Source organism: Tenacibaculum jejuense (assembly GCF_900198195.1).
GTDB classification, from domain to species: Bacteria; Bacteroidota; Bacteroidia; order Flavobacteriales; family Flavobacteriaceae; genus Polaribacter; species Polaribacter jejuensis.
Genome location: NZ_LT899436.1, coordinates 2,165,336 through 2,191,686, shown reverse-complemented (window position 1 = coordinate 2,191,686; position 26,351 = coordinate 2,165,336). Strand labels below are relative to the sequence as shown.

The 26,351-nt window shown below is 30.2% G+C and carries 27 protein-coding genes; 14 read left to right on the top strand and 13 right to left on the bottom strand.

What is annotated here, in order from left to right:
* Window positions 1-202: 202 nt before the first annotated feature.
* From sucD to AQ1685_RS09775, 7 genes are all read right to left on the bottom strand, one after another.
* The gene (gene sucD / locus AQ1685_RS09805) at window positions 203-1,078 is read right to left on the bottom strand and encodes a succinate--CoA ligase subunit alpha (RefSeq protein ID WP_095071703.1); all 876 of its coding nucleotides are present in this window, start codon (window positions 1,076-1,078) and stop codon (window positions 203-205) included.
* A 69-nt stretch (window positions 1,079-1,147) separates the two neighbouring features.
* Window positions 1,148-2,068 carry a UDP-3-O-(3-hydroxymyristoyl)glucosamine N-acyltransferase gene (locus AQ1685_RS09800; RefSeq protein WP_095071702.1) on the bottom strand — a complete coding sequence of 307 codons (921 nt, stop codon included), beginning with the start codon at window positions 2,066-2,068 and terminating at the stop codon, window positions 1,148-1,150.
* A 39-nt stretch (window positions 2,069-2,107) separates the two neighbouring features.
* Window positions 2,108-2,674, bottom strand: a complete 567-nt coding sequence (gene efp, locus AQ1685_RS09795) for an elongation factor P (protein WP_095071701.1) — start codon at window positions 2,672-2,674, stop codon at window positions 2,108-2,110.
* Window positions 2,675-2,684: 10 nt separating this feature from the next.
* Window positions 2,685-3,470 (bottom strand): acyl-ACP--UDP-N-acetylglucosamine O-acyltransferase, encoded by a 786-nt coding sequence (lpxA, locus tag AQ1685_RS09790; RefSeq protein ID WP_095071699.1) that lies wholly within the window; start codon window positions 3,468-3,470, stop codon window positions 2,685-2,687.
* Between the two features lies 1 nt (window position 3,471).
* A complete protein-coding gene (locus AQ1685_RS09785; protein ID WP_095071697.1) occupies window positions 3,472-4,863 on the bottom strand; it encodes a bifunctional UDP-3-O-[3-hydroxymyristoyl] N-acetylglucosamine deacetylase/3-hydroxyacyl-ACP dehydratase in 1,392 nt (463 codons plus the stop codon).
* Window positions 4,856-5,896 (bottom strand): UDP-3-O-(3-hydroxymyristoyl)glucosamine N-acyltransferase, encoded by a 1,041-nt coding sequence (gene lpxD, locus AQ1685_RS09780; RefSeq protein WP_095071695.1) that lies wholly within the window; start codon window positions 5,894-5,896, stop codon window positions 4,856-4,858. Before lpxD ends, AQ1685_RS09785 begins: the two co-directional genes overlap by 8 nt.
* 45 nt (window positions 5,897-5,941) lie before the next feature.
* The gene (locus AQ1685_RS09775) at window positions 5,942-7,180 is read right to left on the bottom strand and encodes an HD domain-containing protein (protein ID WP_095071694.1); all 1,239 of its coding nucleotides are present in this window, start codon (window positions 7,178-7,180) and stop codon (window positions 5,942-5,944) included.
* 165 nt (window positions 7,181-7,345) lie between these two features.
* Between AQ1685_RS09775 and porX the strand changes: the two genes are divergently transcribed.
* Genes porX through AQ1685_RS09760 form a run of 3 tightly spaced genes read left to right on the top strand, consistent with a single transcriptional unit; the run spans window position 7,346 to window position 10,505 of the window.
* Window positions 7,346-8,893, top strand: a complete 1,548-nt coding sequence (gene porX, locus AQ1685_RS09770) for a T9SS response regulator signal transducer PorX (RefSeq protein WP_095071692.1) — start codon at window positions 7,346-7,348, stop codon at window positions 8,891-8,893.
* Window positions 8,894-8,896: 3 nt separating this feature from the next.
* Window positions 8,897-9,304, top strand: coding sequence for a tRNA (adenosine(37)-N6)-threonylcarbamoyltransferase complex ATPase subunit type 1 TsaE (gene tsaE / locus AQ1685_RS09765; RefSeq protein WP_095071690.1), 408 nt, complete (start codon window positions 8,897-8,899; stop codon window positions 9,302-9,304).
* Window positions 9,305-9,308: 4 nt separating this feature from the next.
* Window positions 9,309-10,505, top strand: coding sequence for an alanine dehydrogenase (locus AQ1685_RS09760; RefSeq protein ID WP_095071689.1), 1,197 nt, complete (start codon window positions 9,309-9,311; stop codon window positions 10,503-10,505).
* Here the strand turns inward: AQ1685_RS09760 and AQ1685_RS09755 are convergent.
* Window positions 10,486-11,988 (bottom strand): sensor histidine kinase, encoded by a 1,503-nt coding sequence (locus tag AQ1685_RS09755; protein WP_095071688.1) that lies wholly within the window; start codon window positions 11,986-11,988, stop codon window positions 10,486-10,488. The two genes, AQ1685_RS09760 and AQ1685_RS09755, sit on opposite strands and share 20 nt — an antisense overlap.
* On the bottom strand, window positions 11,963-12,688 hold the full coding sequence (locus AQ1685_RS09750; RefSeq protein ID WP_095071686.1) for a response regulator transcription factor: 726 nt from the start codon (window positions 12,686-12,688) through the stop codon (window positions 11,963-11,965). The genes AQ1685_RS09755 and AQ1685_RS09750 overlap by 26 nt, the downstream gene beginning before the upstream one ends.
* 164 nt (window positions 12,689-12,852) lie before the next feature.
* Here AQ1685_RS09750 and AQ1685_RS09745 point away from each other — a divergent pair, with 164 nt between their 5' ends.
* From AQ1685_RS09745 to AQ1685_RS09730, 4 genes are read left to right on the top strand one after another with little or no spacing between them, the layout of a single operon-like run.
* Window positions 12,853-14,484, top strand: coding sequence for an AMP-binding protein (locus tag AQ1685_RS09745; protein WP_095071684.1), 1,632 nt, complete (start codon window positions 12,853-12,855; stop codon window positions 14,482-14,484).
* A gap of 6 nt (window positions 14,485-14,490) precedes the next feature.
* On the top strand, window positions 14,491-15,804 hold the full coding sequence (locus AQ1685_RS09740) for a ferredoxin reductase domain-containing protein (RefSeq protein WP_095071682.1): 1,314 nt from the start codon (window positions 14,491-14,493) through the stop codon (window positions 15,802-15,804).
* A gap of 21 nt (window positions 15,805-15,825) precedes the next feature.
* Window positions 15,826-16,584, top strand: coding sequence for an enoyl-CoA hydratase-related protein (locus AQ1685_RS09735; protein ID WP_095071681.1), 759 nt, complete (start codon window positions 15,826-15,828; stop codon window positions 16,582-16,584).
* Between the two features lie 19 nt (window positions 16,585-16,603).
* Window positions 16,604-17,317, top strand: coding sequence for a DUF6733 family protein (locus tag AQ1685_RS09730; RefSeq protein WP_095071679.1), 714 nt, complete (start codon window positions 16,604-16,606; stop codon window positions 17,315-17,317).
* Between the two features lie 97 nt (window positions 17,318-17,414).
* Here AQ1685_RS09730 and AQ1685_RS09725 read toward each other — a convergent pair whose 3' ends face one another.
* Window positions 17,415-18,401 carry a hypothetical protein gene (locus tag AQ1685_RS09725; RefSeq protein ID WP_095071677.1) on the bottom strand — a complete coding sequence of 329 codons (987 nt, stop codon included), beginning with the start codon at window positions 18,399-18,401 and terminating at the stop codon, window positions 17,415-17,417.
* A 221-nt stretch (window positions 18,402-18,622) separates the two neighbouring features.
* Between AQ1685_RS09725 and AQ1685_RS09720 the strand changes: the two genes are divergently transcribed.
* Complete coding sequence (locus AQ1685_RS09720) at window positions 18,623-18,982, top strand: DUF4258 domain-containing protein (protein WP_095071675.1); 360 nt, start codon at window positions 18,623-18,625, stop codon at window positions 18,980-18,982.
* Between the two features lie 2 nt (window positions 18,983-18,984).
* Here the strand turns inward: AQ1685_RS09720 and AQ1685_RS09715 are convergent, their stop codons facing one another.
* Both AQ1685_RS09715 and recQ read right to left on the bottom strand, forming a co-directional pair.
* Complete coding sequence (locus AQ1685_RS09715; RefSeq protein ID WP_095071673.1) at window positions 18,985-19,575, bottom strand: YdeI/OmpD-associated family protein; 591 nt, start codon at window positions 19,573-19,575, stop codon at window positions 18,985-18,987.
* A 15-nt stretch (window positions 19,576-19,590) separates the two neighbouring features.
* Entirely contained in the window at window positions 19,591-21,774 is a 2,184-nt protein-coding gene (recQ, locus tag AQ1685_RS09710) for a DNA helicase RecQ (protein ID WP_095075048.1), read from the bottom strand.
* A gap of 148 nt (window positions 21,775-21,922) precedes the next feature.
* On the opposite strand from recQ, the gene AQ1685_RS09705 reads away from it, so the two are divergent.
* From AQ1685_RS09705 to AQ1685_RS09685, 5 genes are all read left to right on the top strand, one after another.
* Window positions 21,923-22,894 carry a KpsF/GutQ family sugar-phosphate isomerase gene (locus tag AQ1685_RS09705; RefSeq protein ID WP_095071671.1) on the top strand — a complete coding sequence of 324 codons (972 nt, stop codon included), beginning with the start codon at window positions 21,923-21,925 and terminating at the stop codon, window positions 22,892-22,894.
* Window positions 22,894-23,721, top strand: coding sequence for a twin-arginine translocase subunit TatC (tatC, locus tag AQ1685_RS09700; protein ID WP_095071670.1), 828 nt, complete (start codon window positions 22,894-22,896; stop codon window positions 23,719-23,721). Before AQ1685_RS09705 ends, tatC begins: the two co-directional genes overlap by 1 nt.
* Window positions 23,693-24,046, top strand: coding sequence for a carboxymuconolactone decarboxylase family protein (locus AQ1685_RS09695; RefSeq protein ID WP_095071668.1), 354 nt, complete (start codon window positions 23,693-23,695; stop codon window positions 24,044-24,046). The genes tatC and AQ1685_RS09695 overlap by 29 nt, the downstream gene beginning before the upstream one ends.
* Window positions 24,047-24,110: 64 nt before the next feature.
* A complete protein-coding gene (gene lptB, locus AQ1685_RS09690) occupies window positions 24,111-24,845 on the top strand; it encodes an LPS export ABC transporter ATP-binding protein (protein WP_095071666.1) in 735 nt (244 codons plus the stop codon).
* Window positions 24,846-25,337, top strand: coding sequence for a hypothetical protein (locus tag AQ1685_RS09685; protein ID WP_095071665.1), 492 nt, complete (start codon window positions 24,846-24,848; stop codon window positions 25,335-25,337).
* Here AQ1685_RS09685 and AQ1685_RS09680 read toward each other — a convergent pair.
* A complete protein-coding gene (locus tag AQ1685_RS09680) occupies window positions 25,320-25,679 on the bottom strand; it encodes a winged helix-turn-helix transcriptional regulator (RefSeq protein WP_095071663.1) in 360 nt (119 codons plus the stop codon). The two genes, AQ1685_RS09685 and AQ1685_RS09680, sit on opposite strands and share 18 nt — an antisense overlap.
* Window positions 25,680-25,784: 105 nt before the next feature.
* Between AQ1685_RS09680 and AQ1685_RS09675 the strand changes: the two genes are divergently transcribed.
* The gene (locus AQ1685_RS09675; RefSeq protein ID WP_095071661.1) at window positions 25,785-26,297 is read left to right on the top strand and encodes an NAD(P)H-dependent oxidoreductase; all 513 of its coding nucleotides are present in this window, start codon (window positions 25,785-25,787) and stop codon (window positions 26,295-26,297) included.
* The last annotated feature ends 54 nt before the right edge of the window (window positions 26,298-26,351 follow it).

Genomic DNA, 26,351 nt, shown 5'->3' with positions numbered 1-26,351 from the left:
AAATAATTTGTAGAATAAAATTAGAATGTTATTTTTTGTTATCTAGTGTTATTGTGTGTTAATAAACAATATTTAGCAAATACTCTTTCTTTCATTTTCTTTATTTTTTTTCTTTGTTTATAGCACATAAATTAAAAAATCCGAATACTAAAATATAGTATTCGGATTAATAACGTTATTTCTTTAAGAATATTTTAACGGATTAAGCTAAAACTTTAGCCACCATTTCTCCAATTTTAGCAGGAGATTCCACAACGTGTACTCCATTTTCAGCTAAGATTTTCATTTTTGCTTGAGCAGTATCATCAGCACCACCTACGATAGCACCAGCGTGTCCCATTGTTCTACCAGCAGGAGCTGTTTGTCCAGCAATAAATCCTACAACTGGTTTTCTATTACCATCAGCTTTAATCCAACGAGCAGCTTCAGCTTCTAATTGTCCACCGATCTCACCAATCATTACGATTGCTTCAGTTTCATCATCATTCATTAATAATTCTACAGCTTCTTTAGTAGTAGTTCCAATAATTGGATCTCCACCAATACCAATAGCAGTAGTAATTCCGTAACCTTGCTTTACAACTTGGTCTGCAGCTTCATAAGTTAACGTTCCTGATTTAGAAACGATACCTACTTTACCTTTTTTGAAAATAAACCCTGGCATGATACCAACTTTAGCTTCATCTGGAGTGATTACACCTGGACAGTTAGGTCCAACTAAAGTACAATCTTCTAATCCATCAATATAAGCTTTAACCTTTACCATATCAGCTGTAGGAATACCTTCAGTGATACAAATGATTACTTTAATTCCTGCTTCAGCAGATTCCATAATTGCATCAGCTGCAAATGCTGGCGGTACAAAAATAATTGAAGTATCTGCACCAGCTTTAGTTACTGCTTCATCAACAGTATTAAAAACAGGCTTACCTAAGTGCTCTTGTCCTCCTTTACCAGGAGTTACACCTCCAACAATATTAGTTCCGTAGTCGATCATTTGACCAGCATGAAAAGTACCTTCACTTCCTGTGAAACCTTGTACTATAATCTTTGAATCTTTATTTACTAAAACGCTCATTGGTTTATTTTTAATTTTTAAGTCTAGCAAAAATAGTTTTTTAATTGAGGATAACCAATTAAATTTTCGTTACTTTTTTGCTTTATTAACTTCATTTTTTAAATGTATTATTTCTCGCATAGTTTGGCGATATTCTCGTTGTGGAGTTCCGAAATAAACTCCTTTTTTTAAGGATTTCATTACTCCTGTTTGCGCCATTAAAACTGTTCCTTTTTCAATATGTAATCCACTTACAACACCTACTTGTCCCCAAATTGTTACTTTATCACCAATTACGGTACAACCTGCTATACCAGTTTGAGCAGCAATCAAACACTTCTCTCCTATTACAGTATCGTGGCCTACATGTACTTGGTTATCGATTTTGGTTCCTTCTCCTATTGTTGTATCTCCAGTAACCCCTCTATCAATTGTACAAGAAGCTCCTAAATCTACATTATCTTTGATTACTACTCTACCTCCAGAAACTAATGGATCAAAACCTTCTGGTCTTTTTTTATAGTAAAAAGCATTACTACCTAATACTGTATTCGAGTAAATATTTACATTATCTCCAATAATACAATTATTGTTAATCGTAACATTTGCATGTATAATACAGTTTTTTCCAATAACAACACCTTCACCTATAAAAACATTAGGTTGTATTACCGTCCCTTCACCAATAATAGCTGAGTCTGAAATACTTTGTTTTGAGGCTATAAAAGGATTAAAATGTTTTGTAAGTTTATTAAAATCTCTGAAAGGATCATCTGAAATAAGTAGTGATTTACCTTCTGGACATTCAACTTTTTTGTTAATTAAAATAGTAGTAGCTGCAGAAGTTAAAGCTTTATCATAATACTTTGGATGATCTACAAATACAATTTCACCCTGCTGAACAACATGAATTTCATTTAATCCAGTAACTTCAAAATTAGCATCGCCAACAAAAGGAATATTTAATAATGAAGCTATTTGCTCTAAAGTTTGTACAGTATTAAATTTCATATGAAAAAAATCCCGCTACAAAAGCGGGATAAATATTTATTATTCTTTTATTCTTTCTGAATACGCTCCTTTTTCTGTATCAATTTTTATTTTGTCACCTTCATTGATAAATAGAGGTACATTTACTCGAGCACCTGTTTCTACAGTAGCAGGTTTAGTTGCATTTGTAGCAGTATTTCCTTTTACTCCAGGCTCAGTGTGTGTTACTTCTAATATTACATGTGAAGGCATTTCAACAGATAAAGGCATACTATCTTCTGTATTAATTAAAATAGTAACTACTTCTCCTTCTTTCATGAACTCAGAACCATCTACTACTTTTCTTTGTAAAGTAATTTGGTTATAATCTTCAGTATTCATGAAATGTAAATCATCACCTTCTGCGTATAAATATTGAAATTTATGAGTTTCAACACGAACATCTTCTATTTTATGTCCAGCAGAGAAAGTATTATCTATTACTTTTCCTGAAGTTACACTTTTTAGTTTAGTTCTTACAAAAGCAGGGCCTTTACCTGGCTTTACATGTAAAAATTCAATAATTTTAAATATATCATGGTTATATTTAATACATAATCCTTTTTTAATATCTGAAGTTGTTGCCATTATATTTTTATTAATTTGTTTTGTAATATCCTTTCATAATACCTCTATGAGAATCTTTTATAAATTGTATAATTTCATCTCTTTCTGAGGTAGCCTGCATTTCTGCTTCTATGATTTCTATCGCTTGAGAATTGTTATAATTTTTTTGAAATAGAATTCTATAAATATCTTGAATCTCTCGTATTTTTTCAGTTGTGTAGCCTCTTCTTCGTAAACCTATTGAGTTTATACCTACATAAGATAAAGGCTCACGAGCTGCTTTTACATACGGTGGGACATCTTTACGTACTAAAGAACCTCCAGTAACAAAAGCATGATTACCAACAGAAGCAAATTGATGTACTGCAACCATACCAGCTAGCACTACATTATCTCCTATAGTTACATGACCTGCTAATGTAGAATTATTAGAGAAAATACAATTATCTCCAACAATACAATCGTGTGCAATATGACAATAAGCCATAATTAAACAATTGTCTCCAATAACAGTTTTATGTCTGTCTGACGTACCTCTATTTATCGTTACACATTCTCTAATAGTCACATTGTCTCCAATAATAACTACGGTTTCCTCATCATTAAATTTTAAATCTTGAGGAATTGCGGAAACTACAGCGCCAGGAAAAATTCTACAATTTTTTCCAATACGTGCACCTTCCATTATTGTTACGTTTGAACCAATCCATGTACCTGAACCAATTTCTACATTTGCGTGTATGGTCGTAAAAGGTTCTATAACTACATTTCTTGCTATTTTAGCTTGGGGATGAACGTAAGCTAATGGTTGATTCATATTATTTTGCTTTAGATATTTGTGCCATTAATTCTGCTTCTGCTACTAGTTTTCCGTTTGCATAAGCATAAGCTTGCATATGAGCAATACCCCTACGAATTGGCGTAATTAATTCACTTTTAAATATTAAAGTATCTCCTGGTAATACTTTTTGCTTAAATTTAACCTTATCTATTTTCATAAAATAAGTAAGATAATTTTCAGGATCAGGAACAGTACTTAATACCAAAACTCCACCTGCTTGCGCCATTGCTTCTACTTGCAAAACACCAGGCATAACAGGAGCACCAGGAAAATGTCCTACGAAGAAATCTTCATTCATCGTTACATTTTTCATCCCTACTACATGCTTATCTGAAAGCTCAAGTATTCTATCAACTAATAAAAATGGAGGTCTGTGCGGAAGGATATCCATAATTTGATGAATATCCATTAAAGGTGGTTGATTTAGATCGTAAGTAGGAACATTATTTCTTTTTTCCTTCTTTATAATCTTTGCTAATTTTTTCGCAAAAGTTGTATTTACTAAATGCCCAGGTTTGTTAGCTATAACTTTACCTCTAATTCTAGTTCCTACAAGAGCTAAATCACCTATAACATCTAATAATTTATGTCTTGCTGCTTCATTTGCCCAACGTAATTCTAAATTATCTAAAATCCCGTTAGGTTTGATCTTAATATCATCTTTTTTAAATGCGTGCTTAAGTTTTTCTGTAGTACTTTCAGAAAGTTCCTTATCAACATAAACAATTGCATTATTAAGATCACCTCCTTTAATTAAGTTATGTTCTAATAACATTTCGATTTCATGTAGGAAACTAAATGTTCTCGCCGAAGAAATTTCTTCTTTAAAATCTTGGATATGATCTAAAGTAGCATTTTGTGTTCCTAAAACTTTAGTACCAAAATCTACCATTGTTGTAATTTGATATTCATTAGAAGGCATAAGAATAATTTCACTTCCAGTAGCTTCATCTTTGTAAGAAATAATATCCTTAACAACATATTCATCTATGGCTGCATCTTGTTCTACAACTCCTGCCTTTTCTAATGCTTCAATAAAATACTTAGATGATCCATCCATAATTGGTGGTTCAGAGGCATTTATTTCGATTAAAAGGTTATCAATATCTAGTCCTACAGCGGCAGCAAGTACATGTTCTGAAGTATGTATTTGTACTCCATTTTTTTCCATGTTTGTACCACGCTGAGTATTTGTTACATATTCTGCTTTAGCTTCAATTATAGGTTGACCTTCTAAATCTACTCTTTTGAATGCGAAACCATGGTTAACTGGCGCCGGTTTAAAGGTCATAGTTACTTCGTTTCCTGTGTGTAATCCTACACCAGATAAAGTAACTTCATTTTCTATAGTTCTTTGTTGTTTACTCATTTTGGTTTTGTTGAGCCTTGTACTCTTTTTCTAGTTTATTTACAGTTGATACTATTTTTGGTAAATTTTTAAAATAAACATATGACTTATTAAAGTCCGAATACCCTATCGCAGGGGATCCTTGTACTACATCTCCATCTTTTAAATTTCTTCCTATACCAGATTGTGCCTGGATTTTAACATTATTACCGATAGTAATATGTCCTACAATCCCTACTTGACCACCAATCATACAATTTTCTCCAATTTTTGTAGAACCTGCAACACCAGATTGAGAAGCAATTACAGTATTTTTACCTATTTCTACGTTGTGAGCAACTTGTATTTGATTATCTAGTTTCACTCCTGATTTTATAATTGTAGATCCTAGAGTAGCTCTATCAATAGTTGAATTAGCTCCTATGTCTACATAATCTTCAATAATGACATTTCCTGTTTGTGGAACTGCTTTGTATATACCATTTTCATCTGGCGTAAACCCGAAACCATCTGAACCAACAACAGTTCCTGAATGAATTTTACATCCTTTTCCAATAACAGTTTCAGAGTAAATTTTCACTCCAGAAAATATCGTAGAATCATCACCTATTTTTACATTGTCTCCGATGTAACTATTTGGATAGATTTTTACATTGTTACCAATCTGAACATTATCTCCTATATAAACAAAAGCACCAATATATTCATTGCTTCCTACAAATGCAGAGCTAGAAACATGTATAGGAGTTTCTCTACCTACTTTATTATTTTTTACTTGATTGTAATATTCTAATAGTGTTGAAAACGACTTGTATGGATCACTTACTCTAATAAGAGTAGATGTAATCTCCTTTTCTGCTATAAAATCTTTACTTACAATAGCTATTGAAGCTGATGTAGTGTATATATATGGTTCATATTTAGGATTGGCTAAAAAGGTTAAAGAACCTTTTTCTGCCTCTTCAATCTTCGCAAGTTTAAATACTGTATCCTCCGTATTTCCTTCAATCTCACCTTGTAAAATATCTGCGATTTGTTTTGCTGTAAACTCCATTAGGTGCAAAAGTAATTATTTTTTGTTTAGTTTTAATCTGTTGTTCTAGATCAAAGCAAAATTCTTTGGATAACAATAAAAGTATTTAACCACAGGGACTGCTAGTGTTTCTATATTTAAATTATCGGAAGCTTTAGCTATATCCTTTAGTTTTCCTTTTTTTGTTAGTATTTTAATCGGAATAGTTTTATTGTAAGCTTGATTTGAAACTGTATCTTCAAAAACAAAACATGATAAATCTCCTTCACGATCTCCTAACTTCTTCTTTACTTTAGCTTGGACTTTATTTTTATATTTTTCTGTAAAAGGTTTACTCTGTAAGTCTAATTTCAGTAATTTTCTATTGACTAACATTTGAGCTAGTTTAGAAAGCACGAAATCTTCATTATCACACCATTCTTTTATTGCTGACAATACATCATAATCGTCAAGTTTAGCAAACATTTCTAAAGTTTCAATATCAAAATTATCTTTATGTATTGGTCTTTTTAAAAAATAATCTAAAGCACTGTTTGCTGGTAAATCTTTTCCTTCTTTAGTTAATGTTTTAGCTCTTTGTAAAATCTTAACTAATAATGTTTCAGCCGATAATGATGTTTTATGCAGGTAAACTTGCCAATACATTAACCTTCTAGCTATTAAAAACTTTTCTACGGAATAAATTCCTTTTTCTTCGATAACTAGCTCATCATTTTTTACATTCATCATAGCTATCAATCGATCTGAAGAAATATTTCCTTCTGCAACTCCAGTGTAAAAGCTATCTCGTTGTAAATAATCTAATCGATCTATATCTAATTGACTAGATATTAACTGATGAAAAAACTTTCTTTCATATTTACCTTCAAAAATTGCTATGGCTAAATCTAATTTTCCTTTGAACTCTTTATTTAAGGCTTTCATGAAAAGTAACGAAATTTCTTCATGAGTTATTTTATTAACTATACTATATTCTAGTGCATGAGAAAATGCACCATGACCTATATCATGTAATAAAATCGCGATACTTAAAGCAGTAGCTTCTGCTTCAGAGATTTCAATATTCTTAGATCTTAACGCTTGAATTGCTTTTTGCATTAAGTGCATACATCCTATCGCATGATGAAATCGTGTATGATTGGCTCCTGGGTAAACTAAATTTGTAAGTCCCATTTGAGTAATTCGCCTCAATCTTTGAAAATATCTATGTTCGATAATATCAAAAATTAACGAATTGGGGATAGAAACTAATCCGTAAATAGGATCATTAAGTATTTTTAGTTTGTTCGTTTTAGACTTACTCAATATGTTGTGTTTTCTTTTTAGTGTGTTGAATAAAAGTATGTAAATATAAACAATGCTTATTTACAAACAACAAAAACACGAATATCTAAAATTTTAAGAGTTTTTTATTTTTTTATGCGGCACTAAAGATTTAATTTGATCGTTCTTTGATAATAAATTATTCTTATGAGAAATATTGATATCCTTTGGGTAGATGACGAAATAGATTTATTAAAACCTCATATATTGTTCTTAGAGAAAAAGAATTATAAAGTTACTACGTGTACGAATGGAACTGATGCTGTTGATTTAGTTGATGATATGAATTTTGATATTGTTTTTTTAGATGAAAACATGCCAGGAATTTCTGGTTTAGACGCGTTGAATCTAATTAAACAAAAGAGAGCTAATCTTCCTGTAGTAATGATCACAAAGAGTGAGGAAGAATATATAATGGAAGAAGCTATAGGTTCTAAAATAGCTGATTACTTAATAAAACCTGTTAATCCGAACCAAATATTATTGAGTTTAAAAAAGAATTTAGATCATTCTAGATTGGTTACGGAGAAAACAACTTTAAATTATCAGCAAGAGTTTAGAAAAATATCTATGGATTTATCTATGGTAAATTCATACCAAGAGTGGATTGACCTATACAAAAGACTAATTCACTGGGAGTTAGAACTAGAAAACATAGATGACTCTAATCTTTTAGAAATCTTAGAAAGTCAAAAATCAGAAGCAAATACTCATTTCTTTAAATTTATTAAAAAGAATTACGAAGATTGGTTAACTGGAGATGACAAACCAACAATGTCACATACACTTTTTAAGGATCTTATTGTTCCTAATTTAAGTAAAGATCAAGGACTACTTGTTGTCGTAATAGATAATTTAAGGTATGATCAGTTTAGAGTATTAGAGCCTTACATTAATAATTTCTACAGAAAAGAAACAGAGCATTCTTACTTTAGTATACTTCCCACAGCTACACAATATGCACGTAATGCCATTTTCTCTGGATTAATGCCTTCTGAAATGGAAAAAAGACATCCTAACTATTGGAAAAACGATACCGATGAAGGTGGAAAAAATCTGTTTGAAAATGAATTTTTAACTGAGCAGATTAAACGATTAAATCTTAATATCAAGCATGAGTACTACAAGATAACATCGCTTAAAAATGGGAAAGAATTAGAAGAAAATTATAATGGAACCAAGCAAAATGATCTTACTGTAGTTGTGTATAATTTTGTTGATATGCTTTCTCATGCTAAAACCGAAATGGAAGTAATAAAAGAATTGGTTGGTGATGATAAAGCCTATAGATCTTTAACTGTGAGTTGGTTTAAAAACTCTCCTCTTTTATCAATAATTCAGAAGGCTAAAGAACTAGGACAAAAATTAATTATTACTACCGATCACGGAACTATTAATTGTAATACACCCACAAAAGTAGTTGGTGATAAAAACATTAGTTCGAACTTAAGATATAAAACAGGTCGAAGTTTAAGTTATGAAAATAAAGATGTTTACGAAGTAAAGAATCCAAAAGATATTTTTCTACCAAGTATATCTATAAATAGTCCTTTTATTTTTACAAAAGAAGATTTATTTTTTGCGTACCCTAATAACTTTAATCACTTTGTGAAATATTATCGAAATACATATCAACATGGAGGTATTTCATTAGAAGAAATTATTATACCTTGCGCTGTATATAATTCTAAATAGTTTATGAATAAAAATTATTCATTAGAAGAAATTGAAGTTATTGCTAAAGAATTAATTAGCAATTCTAAACATAAAATTTTACTCTTTAATGGCGAAATGGGTGTAGGAAAAACTACGCTCATCAAAGAAGTTTGTAGAGTTTTAGGCAGTAACGATATTATCAGTTCGCCTACTTTTTCTCTGGTAAATGAGTATCATACAGCAACCGATGAAATTATTTATCATTTTGATTTTTATAGAATAAATGACGAAGAAGAAGCTTTAGATATTGGTATTGAAGAATATTTTGATTCTGGACATTGGTGTTTGATTGAATGGCCAAATAATATCAAAAATTTATTACCTTTAAATGCTAGTGATGTAAATATCACATTGACCCAAGATAATCTAAGAAATATTCAACTTAACTAAATTAATGAGTTCTATCACACCTTTTACTAAAGAACAACTACTTCCCCAACCTGAAATGCTTGAAATTAAAAAGCAAAAAGGTGAATTGTTTATAGGGTTACCTAAAGAAACACATTTAGAAGAAAAAAGAATTAGTTTAACGCCAGATGCTGTTGCTGCTTTAGTAGCACACGGACATAGAGTTGTTGTTGAAAATAATGCTGGCGAAGGAGCTAATTATTCTGATAGAGAATACTCTGAAGCTGGTGCAAAAATTTCTTATGATATAAAAGAAGTTTTTGGCTGTAATTTAGTGGTTAAAGTTGAACCGCCTACGTTAGAGGAAATCAAATTAATGAATCCTCAAGCATTTTTAATTTCAGCATTACAATTAAAAACACAAAATAAAAAATACTTTGAAGCTTTAGCCAAAAAACGAATTACTGCTATTGCTTACGATTATATAAAAGATGAAGATGGTGTATACCCTGTGTTAAAATCACTAAGTGAAATTGCAGGAATATCTTCTATGCACATAGCTGCAGAACTTATGTCTTCTGCGAATGGAGGAAACGGTTTACTTTTAGGAAATATTAGCGGGGTTCCTCCTACTGATGTTGTTATTTTAGGAGCCGGCACTGTAGGAAAATCAGCTGCTAAAGCTGCCATAGGTTTAGGTGCACGTATTAAGGTTTTTGATAATTCAATTACCAAACTAAGACGTTTACAAGAGGCTGTTCCAGGTCCCATATATACTTCTACAGTACAACCAAAGTCTTTATTAAAAGCTTTAATGCGTTGTGATGTTGCTATTGGAGCAATTAGAGGTATTGATAGATCTCCTATTATAGTTACAGAAACCATGATTGAACAAATGAAGATTGGTGCTGTTATTGTTGATGTTTGTATTGATCGAGGTGGTTGTTTTGAAACTTCTAGAATAACTACACACAGTAAACCCATATTTAGAGCACATGATGTTATTCATTATTGTGTTCCTAATATCCCTTCTCGATATGCTAGAACAGCTTCAGTTTCTATTAGTAATATTTTAACCCCTTACCTATTGAATATTGCAGAAGAAGGTGGTTTTGAAAATGCTGCTAGATTCGATAAAAGCTTACGAAATGGTATGTATTTCTATCATGGAATTTTAACTAATAAAACCGTTGGTGATTGGTTTGATATTCCTTTTAGAGATATTAATTTACTAATCCTGTAACATTTGGTAATGTGAATTTAAATTCACATCCTTTATTTTTTTCATCTGAATACATATAAATGTTAGCTTCGTGTAATTCAATTATTTTTTTCACAATAGCTAAACCTAAACCTAGTCCATTGTTTTGATCTGTTTCAGCAGTGTACCATCGATCAAAAATAAAATTTTGATTATCTTGATTGATTCCAGGTCCAGAATCTTTAATACTAATTATTGTATTTCTATTGATTACATTCAATGAAAAAATGATTATTCCTTTCTTAGGAGTGAACTTCAGTGCATTATCAAAAATATTCTGTATAACTCTATGGATTAAAACCTTATCAGCATACACCAAAAAATCCTCGTTTAAACTATAAGCCCTTTCGACTTTTATTTTTTTTCTCATAGCTATAACACAATAACTACGAATAATGTCATGAATTAATTTATTCAAACTGAAAACAGTCTTATTAAGCTTTAATTGTTTAGCATCTAAATTTGAATATTCATACAATTGATCTACTAGGTTTGATAAGGTAAGTGTACTTTTTTCTATAATTTTTAAAAACTCTTCTTTATTGTCATCTGATATAACAATCTCTTTTTCTGTTAGTGTTTCAGCATAGCCTCGAATTACTGTCATAGGAGTTCTTAAATCGTGAGATATATTTGCTATAAGTTCTTTTTTAAAGTCATTTACAGATTTAATCTCTTCTATGTTTTCTGAAATGGTATCTGCCATTGTATTAAAGGTAGTAGCTAAAATAGACAAACTAGATGCAGATGCATTAGGTATTCTACTTTTAAAATCACCATTTTTAAATTTGTTAACATGATGTATAATTACAAGTAAACTTTTCGATATTAAAAAAACGCTCAACCAGCCAATAATTAACGATAACAGCGTAGTTATGATTATTGTATTTGTTGTAAGTTTTGAAAAATAAGACTTAAACAAACTGCTACACACTTGCTCAAAATCATGACTAGCTAATAATATGTATATGTAACCTTCTTTTCCATAACTTTCAAATGACGCTGCTGAGAAAATTTTCTTTTCTAATATATTCTTAGGATCATCTCCTAAAATATACTCTTCTTTATTATTTATAAACTTATGAATCGGCCTTAAATCAACTTGTTTTATTTCTTCTGTAGCATTAGCATGATCAAGAACAACAGAATGCAATACAAATCCATTTTCATCTAATAAATACACTTCAATAGCTCTATTAACAGCCATCATATCATGCATTACATCATCAAACAATTGAATATTTACACTACCATTTTCTAAAAATGGTGATGAATTTTTAAATTTTTCGTCTATTAAATGATTGGCTATATCAGCATTTAATCGTTGTGTGGTCTGACTGTAAAATTTATCTAACAAAAAAAAAGTAATAGATATATAAATTACACCTATAACTAAAATTGTAAGTAAAAAAGAGAAACTTAGCTTTATAACAAACTTATTAGACAATGATTGGAATTTGCTCATCTAAATAGGATGTTAATGAATCATTAAACTTATAACCAATCCCCCATTCTGTAAGAATATATTTAGGATTGGTCATATCATATTCTACTTTACTCCTTAATCTATTTATATGTGAATTTACAGTATGCGTATATCCTTTAAAATTGTACCCCCATACAAGTTGTAAAAGAGTTGATCTGCTATAAATTTTTCCTGGATTGTTTACAAATAAAGTCAACAAATCAAATTCTTTAGGAGAAAGATTAATTTTAGATTCTTTCTTGTAGACTATTCGCTTAGGTATATTGATAGATAAATCATCAAAAACTAAAGTTTTATGTATATCTATATTAAAATTGTATTCGTACCTTCTTAATACAGCTTTAATTCTTGCCATTAATTCTCGAATTCCGAATGGTTTGGTTACATAATCATCTGCTCCAAATTCAAGACTTAAAACCTTATCCAATTCATCAGTTTTGCCTGTTAGCATGATAATTGGAACTTCTTTTTTCTGGCGAATTCTTTTACAAACTTCTATTCCATCTAATTTAGGTAAAGTGATATCTAAAAGAATTAGATCATAATTATTAGTCATTGCCAAGTCTAGTCCTTGGCGTCCATCTTCAGCTAATTCTGCTGTATAACCATTATTTAAGATGTTAATTTTCAGAAGATTTAAAACTGACTTATCATCATCTATAATTAATATTTTTTTCATTTAAGAGTAGATTTATTCGGGGTTGCGCTAATATAAAAAAATTAAAATGTTACATATATTTTATACTTCTGTGATACTTCTGTGATACTTTAAAAAGTTATTTGTCCTTGTAAAATTGAACTGCAGTTCTTCAATTTTAGTATTAACCTTTATTAAAATAGATCATGAAAAAATCAATTATCAATGATGATGACAACTTCTCTTTGGCTTTAAAAGAGGAAATCAATCTACGACAAGAACAGATTAATTTAGAAGAAATTAAACACCTATCATCCGAAGATCAAAACTTATTTGTTGAGTATGGAATTGCTCCAAAAACCGAAACACCATACAAAAATGTTATTCATGCTTTTGAATATTGGGCATCAAAAACACCTGAAAATACTGCTGCAATTTTTCAAAATTTAAGTATCACATACAAACAACTTGATGATGAAGCCACAATACTTGCTTTAATCTTAAAACAAAAAGGAATAAAAAGAGGTGATAAAGTAGGTTTATACACACATCGTTCTTTAGAAATGCTAATTGGAATTATAGCTGTCTTAAAGTTAAGAGCTGTATATGTTCCTCAAGATCCTAGAATAGTTCCTAAAAACATGCTTAGTGAAATTACTGAACTTAGTAATATTAAAATCATTTTAACACAATCGGATTATTCTGAAAAATTAGATTTTATCAAAAGTGATGATCTAATTCAAATAGATATAGAATTAGAAAAAGAAATCTATAAAAATCTGTATGGAAATATTCGATTAATTAATCATGTGAATGATAATGCAAACAATTCTTGCTTCATTTTATTTACTTCTGGAACAACTGGAACTCCAAATGGTGTAGAAGTAACACACAAAAACCTATGTAATATCTTATATAATACTCCAGGTAACCTTGGTATTTCTCCCGGAATAAAAGTTGCACAGATTTTAAATATTTCTTTTGATATGGCTGCTTGGGAAGTTTTAGGTTGTTTAGGAAATGGGGGAACTTTACTTATCCGTGGAAAAGATATTGAAGAAACCGCAAAACAAGCTAATGTTATTATTGCCACTCCTACTATTCTTACTTCTATAGATGCAGAACAATGTCATGAAATTAAAGCTGTAGCAGTAGCTGGAGAACCTTGTCCTGTAATTTTAGCTAATACTTGGTCTAAGAAATGTGATTTTTACAATTGTTGCGGACCAACAGAAACTACGATTGTAAATACCATGAAAAAATGCGTTCCAAACAGTTATGAGCTTTCTATTGGAAAACCAACACCAAACAATACTGTTTATATATTAGATAATGACAAAAAACCAGTTAAAGTTGGTGATGTTGGCGTAATGTGGGCTGGTGGCGATTGTGTTACTAAAGGATACATCAATAACGATGAACTAAATAAAACTAGATACGCAAAGGACATTTTTTTGAAAGGAGAAAATATAATGTTTAATACTGGTGATTTAGGGAGATGGGATGAAAATGGAGAATTAATTCATTATGGAAGAATTGACGATCAGGTGAAAATTAAAGGATTTCGTGTAGAACTTGATGCTATAACTAAAATCATCGAAAACTTTAATGAAGTGAAACGAGCAGTTACTTTAAAACATAAAAACCATTTGGTTTCTTTTATTAGTTTGATTGATCAAAGAGCAACAGAAACTCTTTTGAACCATATAATTGAAGCCATAGAAAGAGATTTGCCATATTATTACGTACCAAGTGAGTTTAAGTTTTTAGATGAACTTCCGAAGACTTCTAGAGGTAAAATAGACAAACGTAAAATTAGAACTTCCTACTTAAAATAAGACATCATGAATACGATAATTTTACCACCTAAAAAGAGTTTTCTATATCGATTAGGAAAACATCCTTTGCTTATTCCCTACAAAAGATTATTTATTTTAATCACGTTAATAAACGGTATCGTTTTTTACAAAGGATTAACTTCATGGAATTGGTTTAATCCAGAAAGCATAGCAATTTATAAGATTTCTAGAGTAATTCTTTTCAATTTTACACTTGCAATATTAATTCGACAACAATATGTAATAAATCTTTTATTCACCATAGCAACGAGTGTTCCAAAACATTGGCCTTTATTTATTCGAAGAATCTGTGCCAAAGTATATCATTTTGGCGGTTTACACAGCTCTAGTGCAACTATGGGAACTTTATGGTACTTTGTGTTTGTTTGGGGAATTTATAAGAGTTTATCTAACAATGTATATCAAATCAATAATCCTATAGTAATTATTACCACACTCATCTTGGTATTATTAGTTACTATTGTAATTATGGCTTTGCCAAAAATGAGAGCCAAATATCACAATCAGTTCGAAATTACTCACAGAATTGGTGGTTGGTCAGTTTTAATATTATTCTGGGTTCAAATGTTATTATTTGTACGACTAGAATCTCCTTCAATTCCTTTGTGGAATAAATTAGATTTTTGGATTTTAATTGTTCTAACCGCAAGTGTAATAATTCCGTGGTTACGATTGAAAAAAGTAGATATCAATATCGATAGTCCTTCTAATCACGTTGCCTTAACTAGTTTCGATTACGGAGTTACACCTTTTGCTGGTTCATCTACAGCATTGAGCAGAAATCCGCTACTAGAATGGCATTCATTTGCAAATGTTCCTGCTCCCGATAAAACTGGTTTTCGTTTAACTATTTCTAGAGCTGGAGATTGGACTGGGAAATTTATTTCCGAAAAGCCTAATAAAATTTGGGTGAAAGGAATTCCTACAGCAGGTGTTGGAAATGTAGATAAATTATTTAAAAAAGTAATTTGGGTTGCCACAGGAAGCGGTATTGGTCCGTGTTTACCACATTTATTACTTAATGAAACTCCTTCCGTTTTAATTTGGTCTACTCGATCTCCTGAAAAAACATACGGAGAAGCATTAGTAAATGAGATTAAAAATGTACAACCTAATGCTATTATTTGGAATACAGATGAACATGGAAAACCTGATTTGGTAAAACTTGCTTATAAGGCTTATAAAGATTTTAATGCTGAAGCTGTAATCTGTATTTCTAATCAGAGTTTAACGCAAAAAGTAGTTCATAATATGGAATACCGAGGAATTCCAGCTTACGGAGCTATTTGGGACTCTTAACAATCACAAAACTTATTACTTATGAATGTACTATTTGAAAAAATAGATAGGATCGTTATTGCCAAATTAAACCGTCCTAAGGCACTTAATGCACTGAATTCAGAACTTATGCATGAACTAATTTCTGGATTATTAGAGTATGATAAATCCCCAGAAATTGGCTGTATCATAATCACAGGAAATAAAAAAGCTTTTTGTGCCGGAGCTGACATTAAAGAAATGGCTGAAAAAGATTTCACAGCAATGTTTAATGAAGATTATTTTGGGTATTGGGAAATTTTTTCACGCATTAAAACTCCTATAATCGCTGCGGTAAATGGTTATGCCTTTGGTGGCGGATGTGAACTTGCCATGATGTGTGATATTATTTATGCTTCTGAAAATGCACAATTTGGTCAGCCTGAAATCAAACTAGGGGTTATTCCAGGTATTGGTGGAACTCAACGATTAACAAAACTTGTTGGAAAATCTAAAGCCATGGAAATCATTTTAACCGGAAAGACAATTAACGCCGAGGAAGCAGAGAAAATCGGACTTATTACTCAAGTTCTGCCTAAAGAGAATTTTACAAAGCAAATTATTAAAAAAGCACACTTAATTGCTTCATATTCTAAAACAGCATTAAAAGCTGCAAAAGAAGCTACAAATCAAGCTTTAGAGAGTAGTTTAAAAGACGGAATTGTATTCGAAAGAAAGCTGTTTCATTCTTTATTTCATACTCAAAATCAAACTGAAGGCATGAGCGCCTTTTTAGAAAAAAGAACTCCAAATTTTAATTAATATTTAACCTCAATTTATCATGAAAAAATCAATCATTTTTATCACAATTTTTTGTTTATCAATCGCTTCCATTTTTGCTCAAGAAGAAGAAAAAAAATCGAAAACTTCTTTTGCTATTATGCCTATTCACAATAGTGGAGCCGGATTCAATAATGTATTCTTAGGTTCATATGAACTTAAACCCAAAACGAAATTAACTTTTTATAGTGTTTTTTGGGTAAATCCTTCTTTTGGAAATCAAGGAAAAGATTTATTTCTAGAAACTGGTGTTGGTTTAGGTTTTACTTCTAAAGATGGTAAACTGTTTGTAAATCCTAGTTTAGGTTTCGGACATGGAAAGTTATTATCTCAAACCGCTGGAACTAAAATTGCAGAAAGTTTAATTCCTAGTCTCTTTGCGGTATATAATTCAGGAAGATTCGAATTTGAAACCTATCACGCGTATTATATGAGTTTACGCGGTGAAGGAAGCTCACAAGATTTAATGTTAAACTGGGTAATTCCTGGTTTTAAAGTGAGTGACTCTTTTTCTTTTGGAGGATTTTATGAGCATTTAGGACAAACTAGAGTTGATAGTGGAGATACAAAAACTTTATATCAGTTCTTAGGTGGCTATGTAAAAGCAACACTTAATAATGGAGTTTGGTTTCGTTTTGCATTCGGACCAAATATTTCTAATGACAATTTAAATGCTGATGAATTTTATAAAATTCAAGCCTTTATCCCTTTATAAAATATTAAGTTGGGGGAATTACTGAAACTTATGTTTTAGTAATTTAGAAGAAACCTTAAAATATTTAAGGTTTCTTCTTCTTATCAACTAAAAAAGATTACATTTTCTTGTAAATCTGTTTCCCTTCTGTATTAGTAGAAGTGTTTTTAAAAGTTAATTCTATTGTAGAAGCATCAATTAATTTGAATTGTATATTTCTCATCTTAACTTTTAAAGTATTGTCTGAGACATGCTCAAATATTCTTGTACTTTCCTTAACAAACTTACAAGAAGCATTACTATCAATAGTTACTTTATCTTTGTTATCCCCATTAGTAGTAGCCTTCGTAACTTTTATAGTTTGTATGCCAGAACCACCAATACCAATTCCATATTTATTTAAATCTCCTTGAGTAAAAGTTGCTTTTTTCTGAAGAATAAAAATCTCATTATTATTCTCTTTAAACTCAATTAAAGATTCTGATCTACATGAACTTAATGTAATAGACTCTCCATTGATTTCGAAAGAATTTAATGCCCACTTTCCTTGTAATTTTTCTTTTAATTTTTTGAACTCTTCAGTTTCTACAGATGTTCCTGGTGTTGGATTTCCTCCAGCAGCAACATCTGTATCTAATACAGAAGTAACTATATCTTTTTCATTAATAAAAATATCTTCTTGTTTTGTATTTCCTTCTACAGTCGTAACTATAAGTTTTCCTTCTTTTAACTCAGCAGTTAAACCTCTGTTTGAATTTAAATCTACAACACCTTCTTTATTCACTTCATATGTTCCTGAAAATTGTTGTGTAACAGCACAGCCTGCAGAAAAAGATCCTGTTCCTTTTTTATTATAATTTAACTCATAATCCATATCTGTAAACTTGATTACAGATGTTTTTAAGCAATTAAATGATTCAGCACTCACTTCTACTCCATTAATACTACTTTTTTGTATTAACCAAGTTCCTATAAGTTCATTAAATACTGCTTGATTTTGATTTCCATCGATAGGAGTTGTATCCTCATCATTACATGAAGTAAGTACAATTAAAGATGTTAATAGTAGAGCGATTGTTTTTAAACTAATAGACATTAATTTCATTATTTATGTGGTTTTAATTTGGATTTAAAACAGCTATTAAAATATTTACCCTACCTAAAATTTTCAAATTAACACTTGTAATAATGAAAAAAAACAACTAACATTACACTTAACATTTTGATTCTATTGAATTTAAACCCTTAAAATAATTTTTAATATATGTTCAAAAAAATTATTTCGTCTCCTGATATATTAATATTTTTGACCTGTAAATTTTAATAATGCAATTACTTAAAAGAATAGGTTTTTATTTAGTCGGCGTGGCTTTGGGTACTTTAGCTGTTTCTTTCTTTTGGAAAAACAAAAAAGTTTCCTTTGATTATGGAATGGATGCAAGAACTTTAAAGAGTATCAGAATTAAAAAAAGGTTGTTTTCAGATAGTGCTAAATCTGTAATGCAATTAAATAATATAGATACTGCCCAAGTTTCTACAGTTTTAAAAACAGGAGATGTTGATTTTGGTAAAAGTAAAGCTCGTTTGAAACCTTGTGCTGAATATTATGTAACTAGTGAAAAATTAGATTTATATGTCATACGTTGCGATAGTACTGCAACTATTGATAAAGTAATTCTAAAATAATTTTACTTTCTATATTTATCATTTAATCCTATGTTTTTCATAATCATAGGAATTATTTTTTGTAATCTACTTAGTTGTGTAGATTCTCTTTTAGCAGAACTTATGTATTCTGTAAACTCTCTTTGCTTACTTAATGAAAAACGTTTAAAATTAGTCATTAAATCTTCGCTCTTATTTAATTCATTCACTAATAACTCTGGAATCTCTAAAGGCTTTGTATTTCTCTTTACTTTAAGTTCATTGCCTTGATCTACATTCTTCATAGCTTGTAAAGCATAATCTACGATTTTCACCTTATCTAATTCTTCTACGGAAGTAAAGCGCCATTGTCGCATAGCTTTCGTTTTTCCTTCTTGAGCATTCATTAAAACTTTATGTATGTCATCAATAAAAACTCCTTGATGAAACCATAGTCCGAAATAATTTTTAAACCTAGCAATACCAATAATATTTTTTCCTTTGTACAAATACGCTGGTGCTCTCCATTTGATAGTTTCTTCTAGATTTAATTCTAATAAAAAAGAACGCAAAAGATTTAATTCTTGCGTCCATTTTTCTGAAGTTAAAATATATGCTGTAACTCTTTCGTTCATTAAACTTATGAAATTTTAGTTTGCTACATCACTAGTAAACTTTATTCTCATTAAACGTAATTCTTCATCGTCAAAATCGCCATCAAACTCATCTAAAGCATCTTGAATTTTATCTGTTTCAGCTTCCATAAAATACTCATGTATTTCTTCTTGCTGATCTTCATCTAGTAAATCTTCAATTGCATAATCAATATTCAATTTAGTTCCAGAAAATACAATGGCTTCCATTTCTTTAATCAGCTCATTCATTTCCAGACCTTTCGATTTTGCAATATCCTCTAAAGGTAATTTACGATCGGTATTTTGAATTATATAAAGCTTTAAACCAGAATTTACACCTGTACTTTTTACCACTAAATCGTCTGGTCTCGTAATATCATTGTCAGTGACGTATTGACCTATTAGTTCGATAAAATCTTTACCATATTTTTTTGCTTTACCTTCTCCTACTCCATGAACTGTAGATAGTTCTTCTAAAGTTATAGGATATTTTAAAGCCATATCATTTATAGAAGGATCTTGGAAAACAGCAAAAGGAGGAACTCCTAGTTTCTTACCTACTTGTTTTCTTAAATCTTTAAGCATACTAATAAGCTTGTCGTCTAATCCAACAGTACTCGATTTGGTATTTGTAATAATAGATCCGTCATCTGTATTATGATAAACATGATCTTCTGTCATCATAAATGAAGATGGATTTTCTAAATATGCTTTTCCTGCTTTAGTTAGCTTTACAACACCATATTGCTCAATTTCCTTTTTAATAAGATCAGCAACTAACATTTGTCGGATTAAAGCCATCCAATAATTACCATCTTTCTCTTTACCTATTCCAAAAAATGGTTGCTCTGTAGTCTTATGAGATTTTAATAAGGCATTTTCTTTTCCTGTAATTGTATTTACGACTTCTTTAGCCTTATACATTTCATTGGTATTCTTCACTACTTTTAAAACGGTACCAACTTGTTCTTGTGCTTCATGCTTCTTTTTAGGATTTCTCATATTATCATCCATGTCAGCACCTTCACCATTTACTTCGTCAAACTCTTCCCCGAAATAATGTAACAAGTATTTACGTCTATTCATTGAAGTTTCTGCATAACCAACAACTTCTTGTAACAACGCATGACCAACCTCTTGCTCTGCAACAGGTTTATTCGCCATAAACTTCTCTAACTTTTCTATATCTTTATAAGAATAGAATGTTAAACAGTGACCTTCTCCTCCATCTCTTCCTGCTCTACCTGTTTCTTGGTAATAACTTTCTAAACTTTTTGGAATATCATGGTGAATTACAAAACGAACATCTGGCTTGTCTATTCCCATACCAAATGCAATTGTAGCAACAACTACATCACAATCTTCCATTAAGAACATATCTTGATGTTTTGCTCTGGTTTTTGCATCAAAACCTGCATGATAAGGTAAAGCATTGATACCATTTACTTGTAAAACTTGAGCAATCTCTTCTACTTTTTTTCTACTTAAACAATATACAATACCAGATTGTCCTTCTTTCTGTTTTACAAAACGAATGATATCCTTTTCAATATCTTTTGTCTTAGGACGAACTTCATAAAATAAATTAGCTCTATTGAAGGATGCTTTATAAATGTTAGCATCTGTCATTCCTAAAGTTTTTAAGATATCTTCTTGTACCTTTTCAGTTGCTGTTGCAGTAAGACCAATAACAGGAACGTTGTCTATCTGTTTAATAATAGCTCTAAGATTTCTGTATTCGGGTCTAAAATCATGACCCCATTCAGAAATACAGTGAGCCTCATCAATAGCTACAAAAGATATTTTCTGTGATTTTAAGAAATCTACATATTCTTCTTTAATCAAAGATTCGGGTGCTACATACAAAAGTTTTGTAACTCCGTTTATAATATCTTGTTTCACCTGATTGACTTCAGATTTGTTCAACGAAGAGTTCAATACATGTGCTATACCGTGAGTTTCGGAGATTCCACGAATAGCATCAACTTGATTCTTCATTAAGGCAATTAGTGGCGAAACCACTATTGCAGTACCTTCTTTCATTAAGGCTGGTAATTGGTAACAAAGTGATTTTCCACCACCTGTTGGCATAATTACAAACGTATTTTGGTCGTTCAGTATGCTCTTTACCACATCTTCTTGAAGTCCCTTGAATTGATTGAATCCAAAAAACTTTTTTAAAGCATCGTATAAATTCATTTTCATAATGTTCCCAGAAAGCCAAAATTAAAAATTCAAACTAATACACAAAAATAATTACTTAAAGTTCTTTAAAGTTTCTTTTAAAAGGAAAGTTTTTCTAGCTAAAATATTCCTATTTTTACACTCTAAATTAAACCTGTTTTACTTGAAAAATACAGACTTAATACTAGCTAAAGCTAAAGAATCTATTGAACTTCAAAGCAATAGTATAGCTAATTTAACTAATTTTTTGGACAATTCCTTTGCTAATGCAGTTAACTTCATATTAAATTCTAAAGGAAGAGTAATTATTACTGGAATTGGAAAAAGTGCAAATATTGCAAATAAGATAGTTGCCACACTAAATTCTACAGGAACACCAGCAGTATTTATGCACGCTGCAGATGCAATTCACGGTGATTTAGGAAATATTCAAACGGAAGATGTGGTGATTTGTATTTCAAAAAGTGGTAATACTCCAGAAATAAAAGTTTTGGTTCCTCTGATAAGAAATTCGAACAATAAAATTATTGCCATAACAGGTAATGCGGATTCTTTTTTAGGTAAAAATGCAGATTATGTTTTAAATTCTTATGTAGAAAGAGAAGCTGACCCGAATAATTTAGCTCCAACAAATAGTACAACAGCTCAACTTGTTTTAGGTGATGCTTTAGCTGTTTGTTTGCTTGATTTAAGAGGTTTTAGTAACAAAGATTTTGCTAAATATCATCCAGGTGGAGCTTTAGGTAAACGTTTATATTTAAGAGTTTCAGATTTGGTTGTAAATAACGAACTACCAAAAGTTACTCCTAATGACAAAGTTTCTAAAGTTATTGTAGAAATATCTGAAAAAAGACTAGGAGTTACTGCTGTAATCAATACTGAGAATAAAATAGAAGGTATTATTACTGATGGTGATATTAGAAGAATGTTAAATAAAACTACTAAAATAGATGATTTAACTGCTGTTGATATTATGAGTAAGCAACCTAAAACCATTCATATTGATGCTATGGCAATTGATGCTTTAGACACTTTAGAGAACAATAATATTACACAAATATTAGTAGTAAATGATGATGATGAATATGCAGGAGTTGTTCATTTACATGATATTTTAAAAGAGGGAATTTTCTAATGGCACAGGAAAAAGAAATGTCGTTTTTAGATCATCTTGAAGAATTAAGATGGCATATCATACGAAGTATAGTTGCTATATTTTCTGTAGCAATTTTAGCTTTTGCATTTATAAAAGTAATTTTTGATGAGGTTTTATTAGCGCATTTAAAACCTGATTTTGTAACCTATCAATTTTTCTGCAAAGCATTTACTTTAATAGGAATAGATAGTAGCTTTTGTAATATTGAATTTTCTAAAGAATTACAGGTTTTAAATCCTACTGAAGAGTTAATGACAGCAATTTGGTCTTCTTTAATTTTAGGAATTATTATAGCTTTTCCTTACGTTTTATGGGAAATATGGCGATTTATAGCGCCAGGTTTACTAGAAAGTGAACGTAAAAGATCAAAAGGATTTATTTTTTCTGCTTCTTCCCTATTCTTTTCAGGAATTCTTTTTAGTTATTATGTCATCTTACCAATGTCTGTGTATTTCTTTTACAATTTTTCTATTGGTGATGCGATTGTAAAAAGCTTTAAATTAGGCGCGTATATTAGTTTAATTACGAATACGTTAATTGGAGTTGCCATATTTTTTGAGCTTCCAATTATTATTTACTTCCTAACAAAAATAGGTCTAGTTACTCCAGAATTTTTAAGAAAATACAGAAAACATGCATTGGTTGTTGTACTAATATTATCAGCAATAATAACACCTCCAGATGTTGCAAGTCAGATTATTGTAGCTGTGCCCATCATGTTTTTATATCAAGTCGGAATTTACATTTCTAAATATGTAATTAAAAAACAACAAAAAAATGTCGAAAAAAGTCCAAGAGTTCAATGAGTATCGCTCAAAAATGAACGAAAAGATACTATCAAGTGATAATAAAGTAATCAAAAGAATCTTTAATTTAGATACTAACGCTTATGCTGAAGGTCATTTATCTGTAAAAACCAAAGAGTTATTAGGATTAGTAGCTTCTGCTGTTTTACGTTGTGATGATTGCATAGCTTATCATTTAGATACTGCATACAAAAGCGGAGTTACTAAAGAAGAAATGATGGAAACTATGTCTATTGCTACTTTAGTTGGTGGAACCATTGTAATTCCTCATTTAAGAAGAGCTGTAGAATTTTGGGAAGCTCTAGAAGAGGAAACTCCAAATTAATTCAATTTAACAATCAATTAATACAATGTGCTTTCATTAAATAGTAACATTGTACTTTTATTATATGATTTTAAGAGCAGATAACATACAGAAAATCTACGGTAGTCGTAAAGTTGTAAAAGGAATTTCTTTAGAAGTACAACAAGGAGAAATTATAGGTTTATTGGGACCAAATGGAGCTGGTAAAACTACTTCTTTCTACATGATTGTTGGTATGATTAAGCCGAATGGCGGAAATATTTACCTTGATGATGAAAGAATTACTGAAGATGCTATGTACAAACGTGCTCAAAAAGGGATAGGATATTTAGCACAAGAAGCTTCTGTTTTTAGAAAGCTATCTGTTGAAGACAATATTCTATCCGTTTTAGAATTTACAGATCGTACCAAAGAAGAACGCAAACAAAGATTAGAAGAATTAATCGATGAGTTTAGTTTAGGTCATGTTCGTAAAAACAGAGGTGATTTATTGTCTGGTGGAGAAAGAAGACGTACCGAAATTGCACGTTGTTTAGCTTCTGATCCCAAGTTTATTTTGTTAGATGAACCTTTTGCTGGTGTAGACCCTATTGCTGTAGAAGATATTCAAGGAATTGTAGCCAAACTTAAAAACAAAAATATAGGTATTTTAATTACAGATCACGATGTTCAGGCTACTTTAGCAATTACAGATCGATCTTATTTAATGTATCAAGGTGGTATTTTGAAAGAAGGTATTCCTGAAGAGTTAGCTGCTGATGAAATGGTTAGAAAAGTATATTTAGGTAAAGATTTTGAGCTTAAAAAGAAGAAATTTTAAATGTTTCGTTCAAAACCATATTATTTTTTTATTCTTCTAGGAGTAATCTCTTTAATAATTTCATTAATTTTTAGTGGTTATTTTGATCTTGAGAATGGTAAAAATCTAAGAGATCTGGTAATGGATATTAACATTCATGATACTTATTTAGTGATTACCTACAACCATATCTTTTTCTTATTTTTTGTATTATATTTATTTAACTTTTTAATCTATTATCTGATTGATTTGTTCAAAGGAAAACTATTTAAAAAAGGATTAATCTTAAAAATAATATCAAGTATAATCCTATTGATTTTTATATCTTATGTATTATACCAAGATCATAATTCTAATCTAACTAAAGATGATCTTTGGAATGGAAATTACAAGGATTATAATGTTACTTTAATCCTAACTTTTTTACTTCTTTTAACACTATTAGTTGTAATTCCTTTTATTAATATTATAATTTCTTTAATATATAAATTAAAATTACGAGCCAATAGTTAGTTCTCTGTGTTTTAATCCCCACTCTACCATACTATCTAACACTTTTGTTATGGTTTTTCCTGATTCTGTTAACTCATATTCTATTAAAACAGGACGACTATCTTGAACAATTCTTAACACAATTCCATTCATTTCAAGATCTTTTAACTCTTTTGACAACATTCTTGGAGTAATCTTGTCAATATTTGCTTGTATATCTTTAAAACGCTTTCTACCATATAACAACGAAGCTATAATAGGTAGTTTCCATTTACCATTGAGTACATTTAATGTATCATTTACGGCTAAAACATAACTAGCCTGGCACTTTTTAACTTTGGGATATGTTGTTACAAATTTCATTTTAATTAACTATACTTTTGTATAGTAATATTTAACAATTACTTACTATACTTTATATACCAAAAATAGTAATTTTAATTCATAATACATTTAATTACAGACAAAATGAAAAAATTAGTTATTGTTACACATCCTAATATTGAAGATTCGAAAGTCAACAAAAAATGGATCAATGAATTAAAAAATGATCCAAGCACATACACCATTCATTCCATATATGAAGTTTATCCATCACTTAACTTTAATGTAGCTAATGAACAGTCATTGATAGAAAAATTTGATGAAATTATATTTCAATTTCCTTTACATTGGTTTAGTACACCATATGCATTAAAGAAATACATTGATGAAGTATTTACTTACGGTTGGGCCTTTGGTGAAGGTGGAGATAAAATTAAAGGTAAAAAAATCGGATTAGCTATTTCAACTGGCGGTAGTGAAGAACATTATAAAGCTCCTAATGGTATTCCTTTAGAAGATCTTTTAAATGATGTTATTCTTACTTTTAGATTTTGCGGTGCTGAATTTACTAATTTACACAGGTTATACGGTGCTATGTTTAATCCTGATGAAGCTGTTTTAGAGGAAAATACTAAAGCTTATTTAGCCACTTTTTAAATAAAATTAGGTCTAAAATAGTATCTAAATTTACTATTTTAGACCTTTTCAATT

Excerpts from the sequence above, each read along its gene's own strand:
- AQ1685_RS09695 (WP_095071668.1), top strand. The coding sequence starts at position 23,693 with ATGTCGAAAAAAGTCCAAGAGTTCAATGAGTATCGCTCAAAAATGAAC.
- AQ1685_RS09745 (WP_095071684.1), top strand. The coding sequence starts at position 12,853 with ATGAAAAAATCAATTATCAATGATGATGACAACTTCTCTTTGGCTTTA.
- AQ1685_RS09685 (WP_095071665.1), top strand. The coding sequence starts at position 24,846 with ATGTTTCGTTCAAAACCATATTATTTTTTTATTCTTCTAGGAGTAATC.
- lpxA (WP_095071699.1), bottom strand. The coding sequence starts at position 3,470 with ATGAATCAACCATTAGCTTACGTTCATCCCCAAGCTAAAATAGCAAGA.
- AQ1685_RS09720 (WP_095071675.1), top strand. The coding sequence starts at position 18,623 with ATGCAATTACTTAAAAGAATAGGTTTTTATTTAGTCGGCGTGGCTTTG.
- AQ1685_RS09715 (WP_095071673.1), bottom strand. The coding sequence starts at position 19,575 with ATGAACGAAAGAGTTACAGCATATATTTTAACTTCAGAAAAATGGACG.
- AQ1685_RS09680 (WP_095071663.1), bottom strand. The coding sequence starts at position 25,679 with ATGAAATTTGTAACAACATATCCCAAAGTTAAAAAGTGCCAGGCTAGT.
- porX (WP_095071692.1), top strand. The coding sequence starts at position 7,346 with ATGAGAAATATTGATATCCTTTGGGTAGATGACGAAATAGATTTATTA.
- sucD (WP_095071703.1), bottom strand. The coding sequence starts at position 1,078 with ATGAGCGTTTTAGTAAATAAAGATTCAAAGATTATAGTACAAGGTTTC.
- AQ1685_RS09735 (WP_095071681.1), top strand. The coding sequence starts at position 15,826 with ATGAATGTACTATTTGAAAAAATAGATAGGATCGTTATTGCCAAATTA.
- AQ1685_RS09675 (WP_095071661.1), top strand. The coding sequence starts at position 25,785 with ATGAAAAAATTAGTTATTGTTACACATCCTAATATTGAAGATTCGAAA.
- AQ1685_RS09800 (WP_095071702.1), bottom strand. The coding sequence starts at position 2,068 with ATGAAATTTAATACTGTACAAACTTTAGAGCAAATAGCTTCATTATTA.
- AQ1685_RS09760 (WP_095071689.1), top strand. The coding sequence starts at position 9,309 with ATGAGTTCTATCACACCTTTTACTAAAGAACAACTACTTCCCCAACCT.
- lptB (WP_095071666.1), top strand. The coding sequence starts at position 24,111 with ATGATTTTAAGAGCAGATAACATACAGAAAATCTACGGTAGTCGTAAA.
- tsaE (WP_095071690.1), top strand. The coding sequence starts at position 8,897 with ATGAATAAAAATTATTCATTAGAAGAAATTGAAGTTATTGCTAAAGAA.
- AQ1685_RS09725 (WP_095071677.1), bottom strand. The coding sequence starts at position 18,401 with ATGAAATTAATGTCTATTAGTTTAAAAACAATCGCTCTACTATTAACA.
- AQ1685_RS09740 (WP_095071682.1), top strand. The coding sequence starts at position 14,491 with ATGAATACGATAATTTTACCACCTAAAAAGAGTTTTCTATATCGATTA.
- efp (WP_095071701.1), bottom strand. The coding sequence starts at position 2,674 with ATGGCAACAACTTCAGATATTAAAAAAGGATTATGTATTAAATATAAC.
- AQ1685_RS09755 (WP_095071688.1), bottom strand. The coding sequence starts at position 11,988 with ATGAGCAAATTCCAATCATTGTCTAATAAGTTTGTTATAAAGCTAAGT.
- tatC (WP_095071670.1), top strand. The coding sequence starts at position 22,894 with ATGGCACAGGAAAAAGAAATGTCGTTTTTAGATCATCTTGAAGAATTA.
- AQ1685_RS09785 (WP_095071697.1), bottom strand. The coding sequence starts at position 4,863 with ATGAGTAAACAACAAAGAACTATAGAAAATGAAGTTACTTTATCTGGT.
- recQ (WP_095075048.1), bottom strand. The coding sequence starts at position 21,774 with ATGAATTTATACGATGCTTTAAAAAAGTTTTTTGGATTCAATCAATTC.
- lpxD (WP_095071695.1), bottom strand. The coding sequence starts at position 5,896 with ATGGAGTTTACAGCAAAACAAATCGCAGATATTTTACAAGGTGAGATT.
- AQ1685_RS09750 (WP_095071686.1), bottom strand. The coding sequence starts at position 12,688 with ATGAAAAAAATATTAATTATAGATGATGATAAGTCAGTTTTAAATCTT.
- AQ1685_RS09730 (WP_095071679.1), top strand. The coding sequence starts at position 16,604 with ATGAAAAAATCAATCATTTTTATCACAATTTTTTGTTTATCAATCGCT.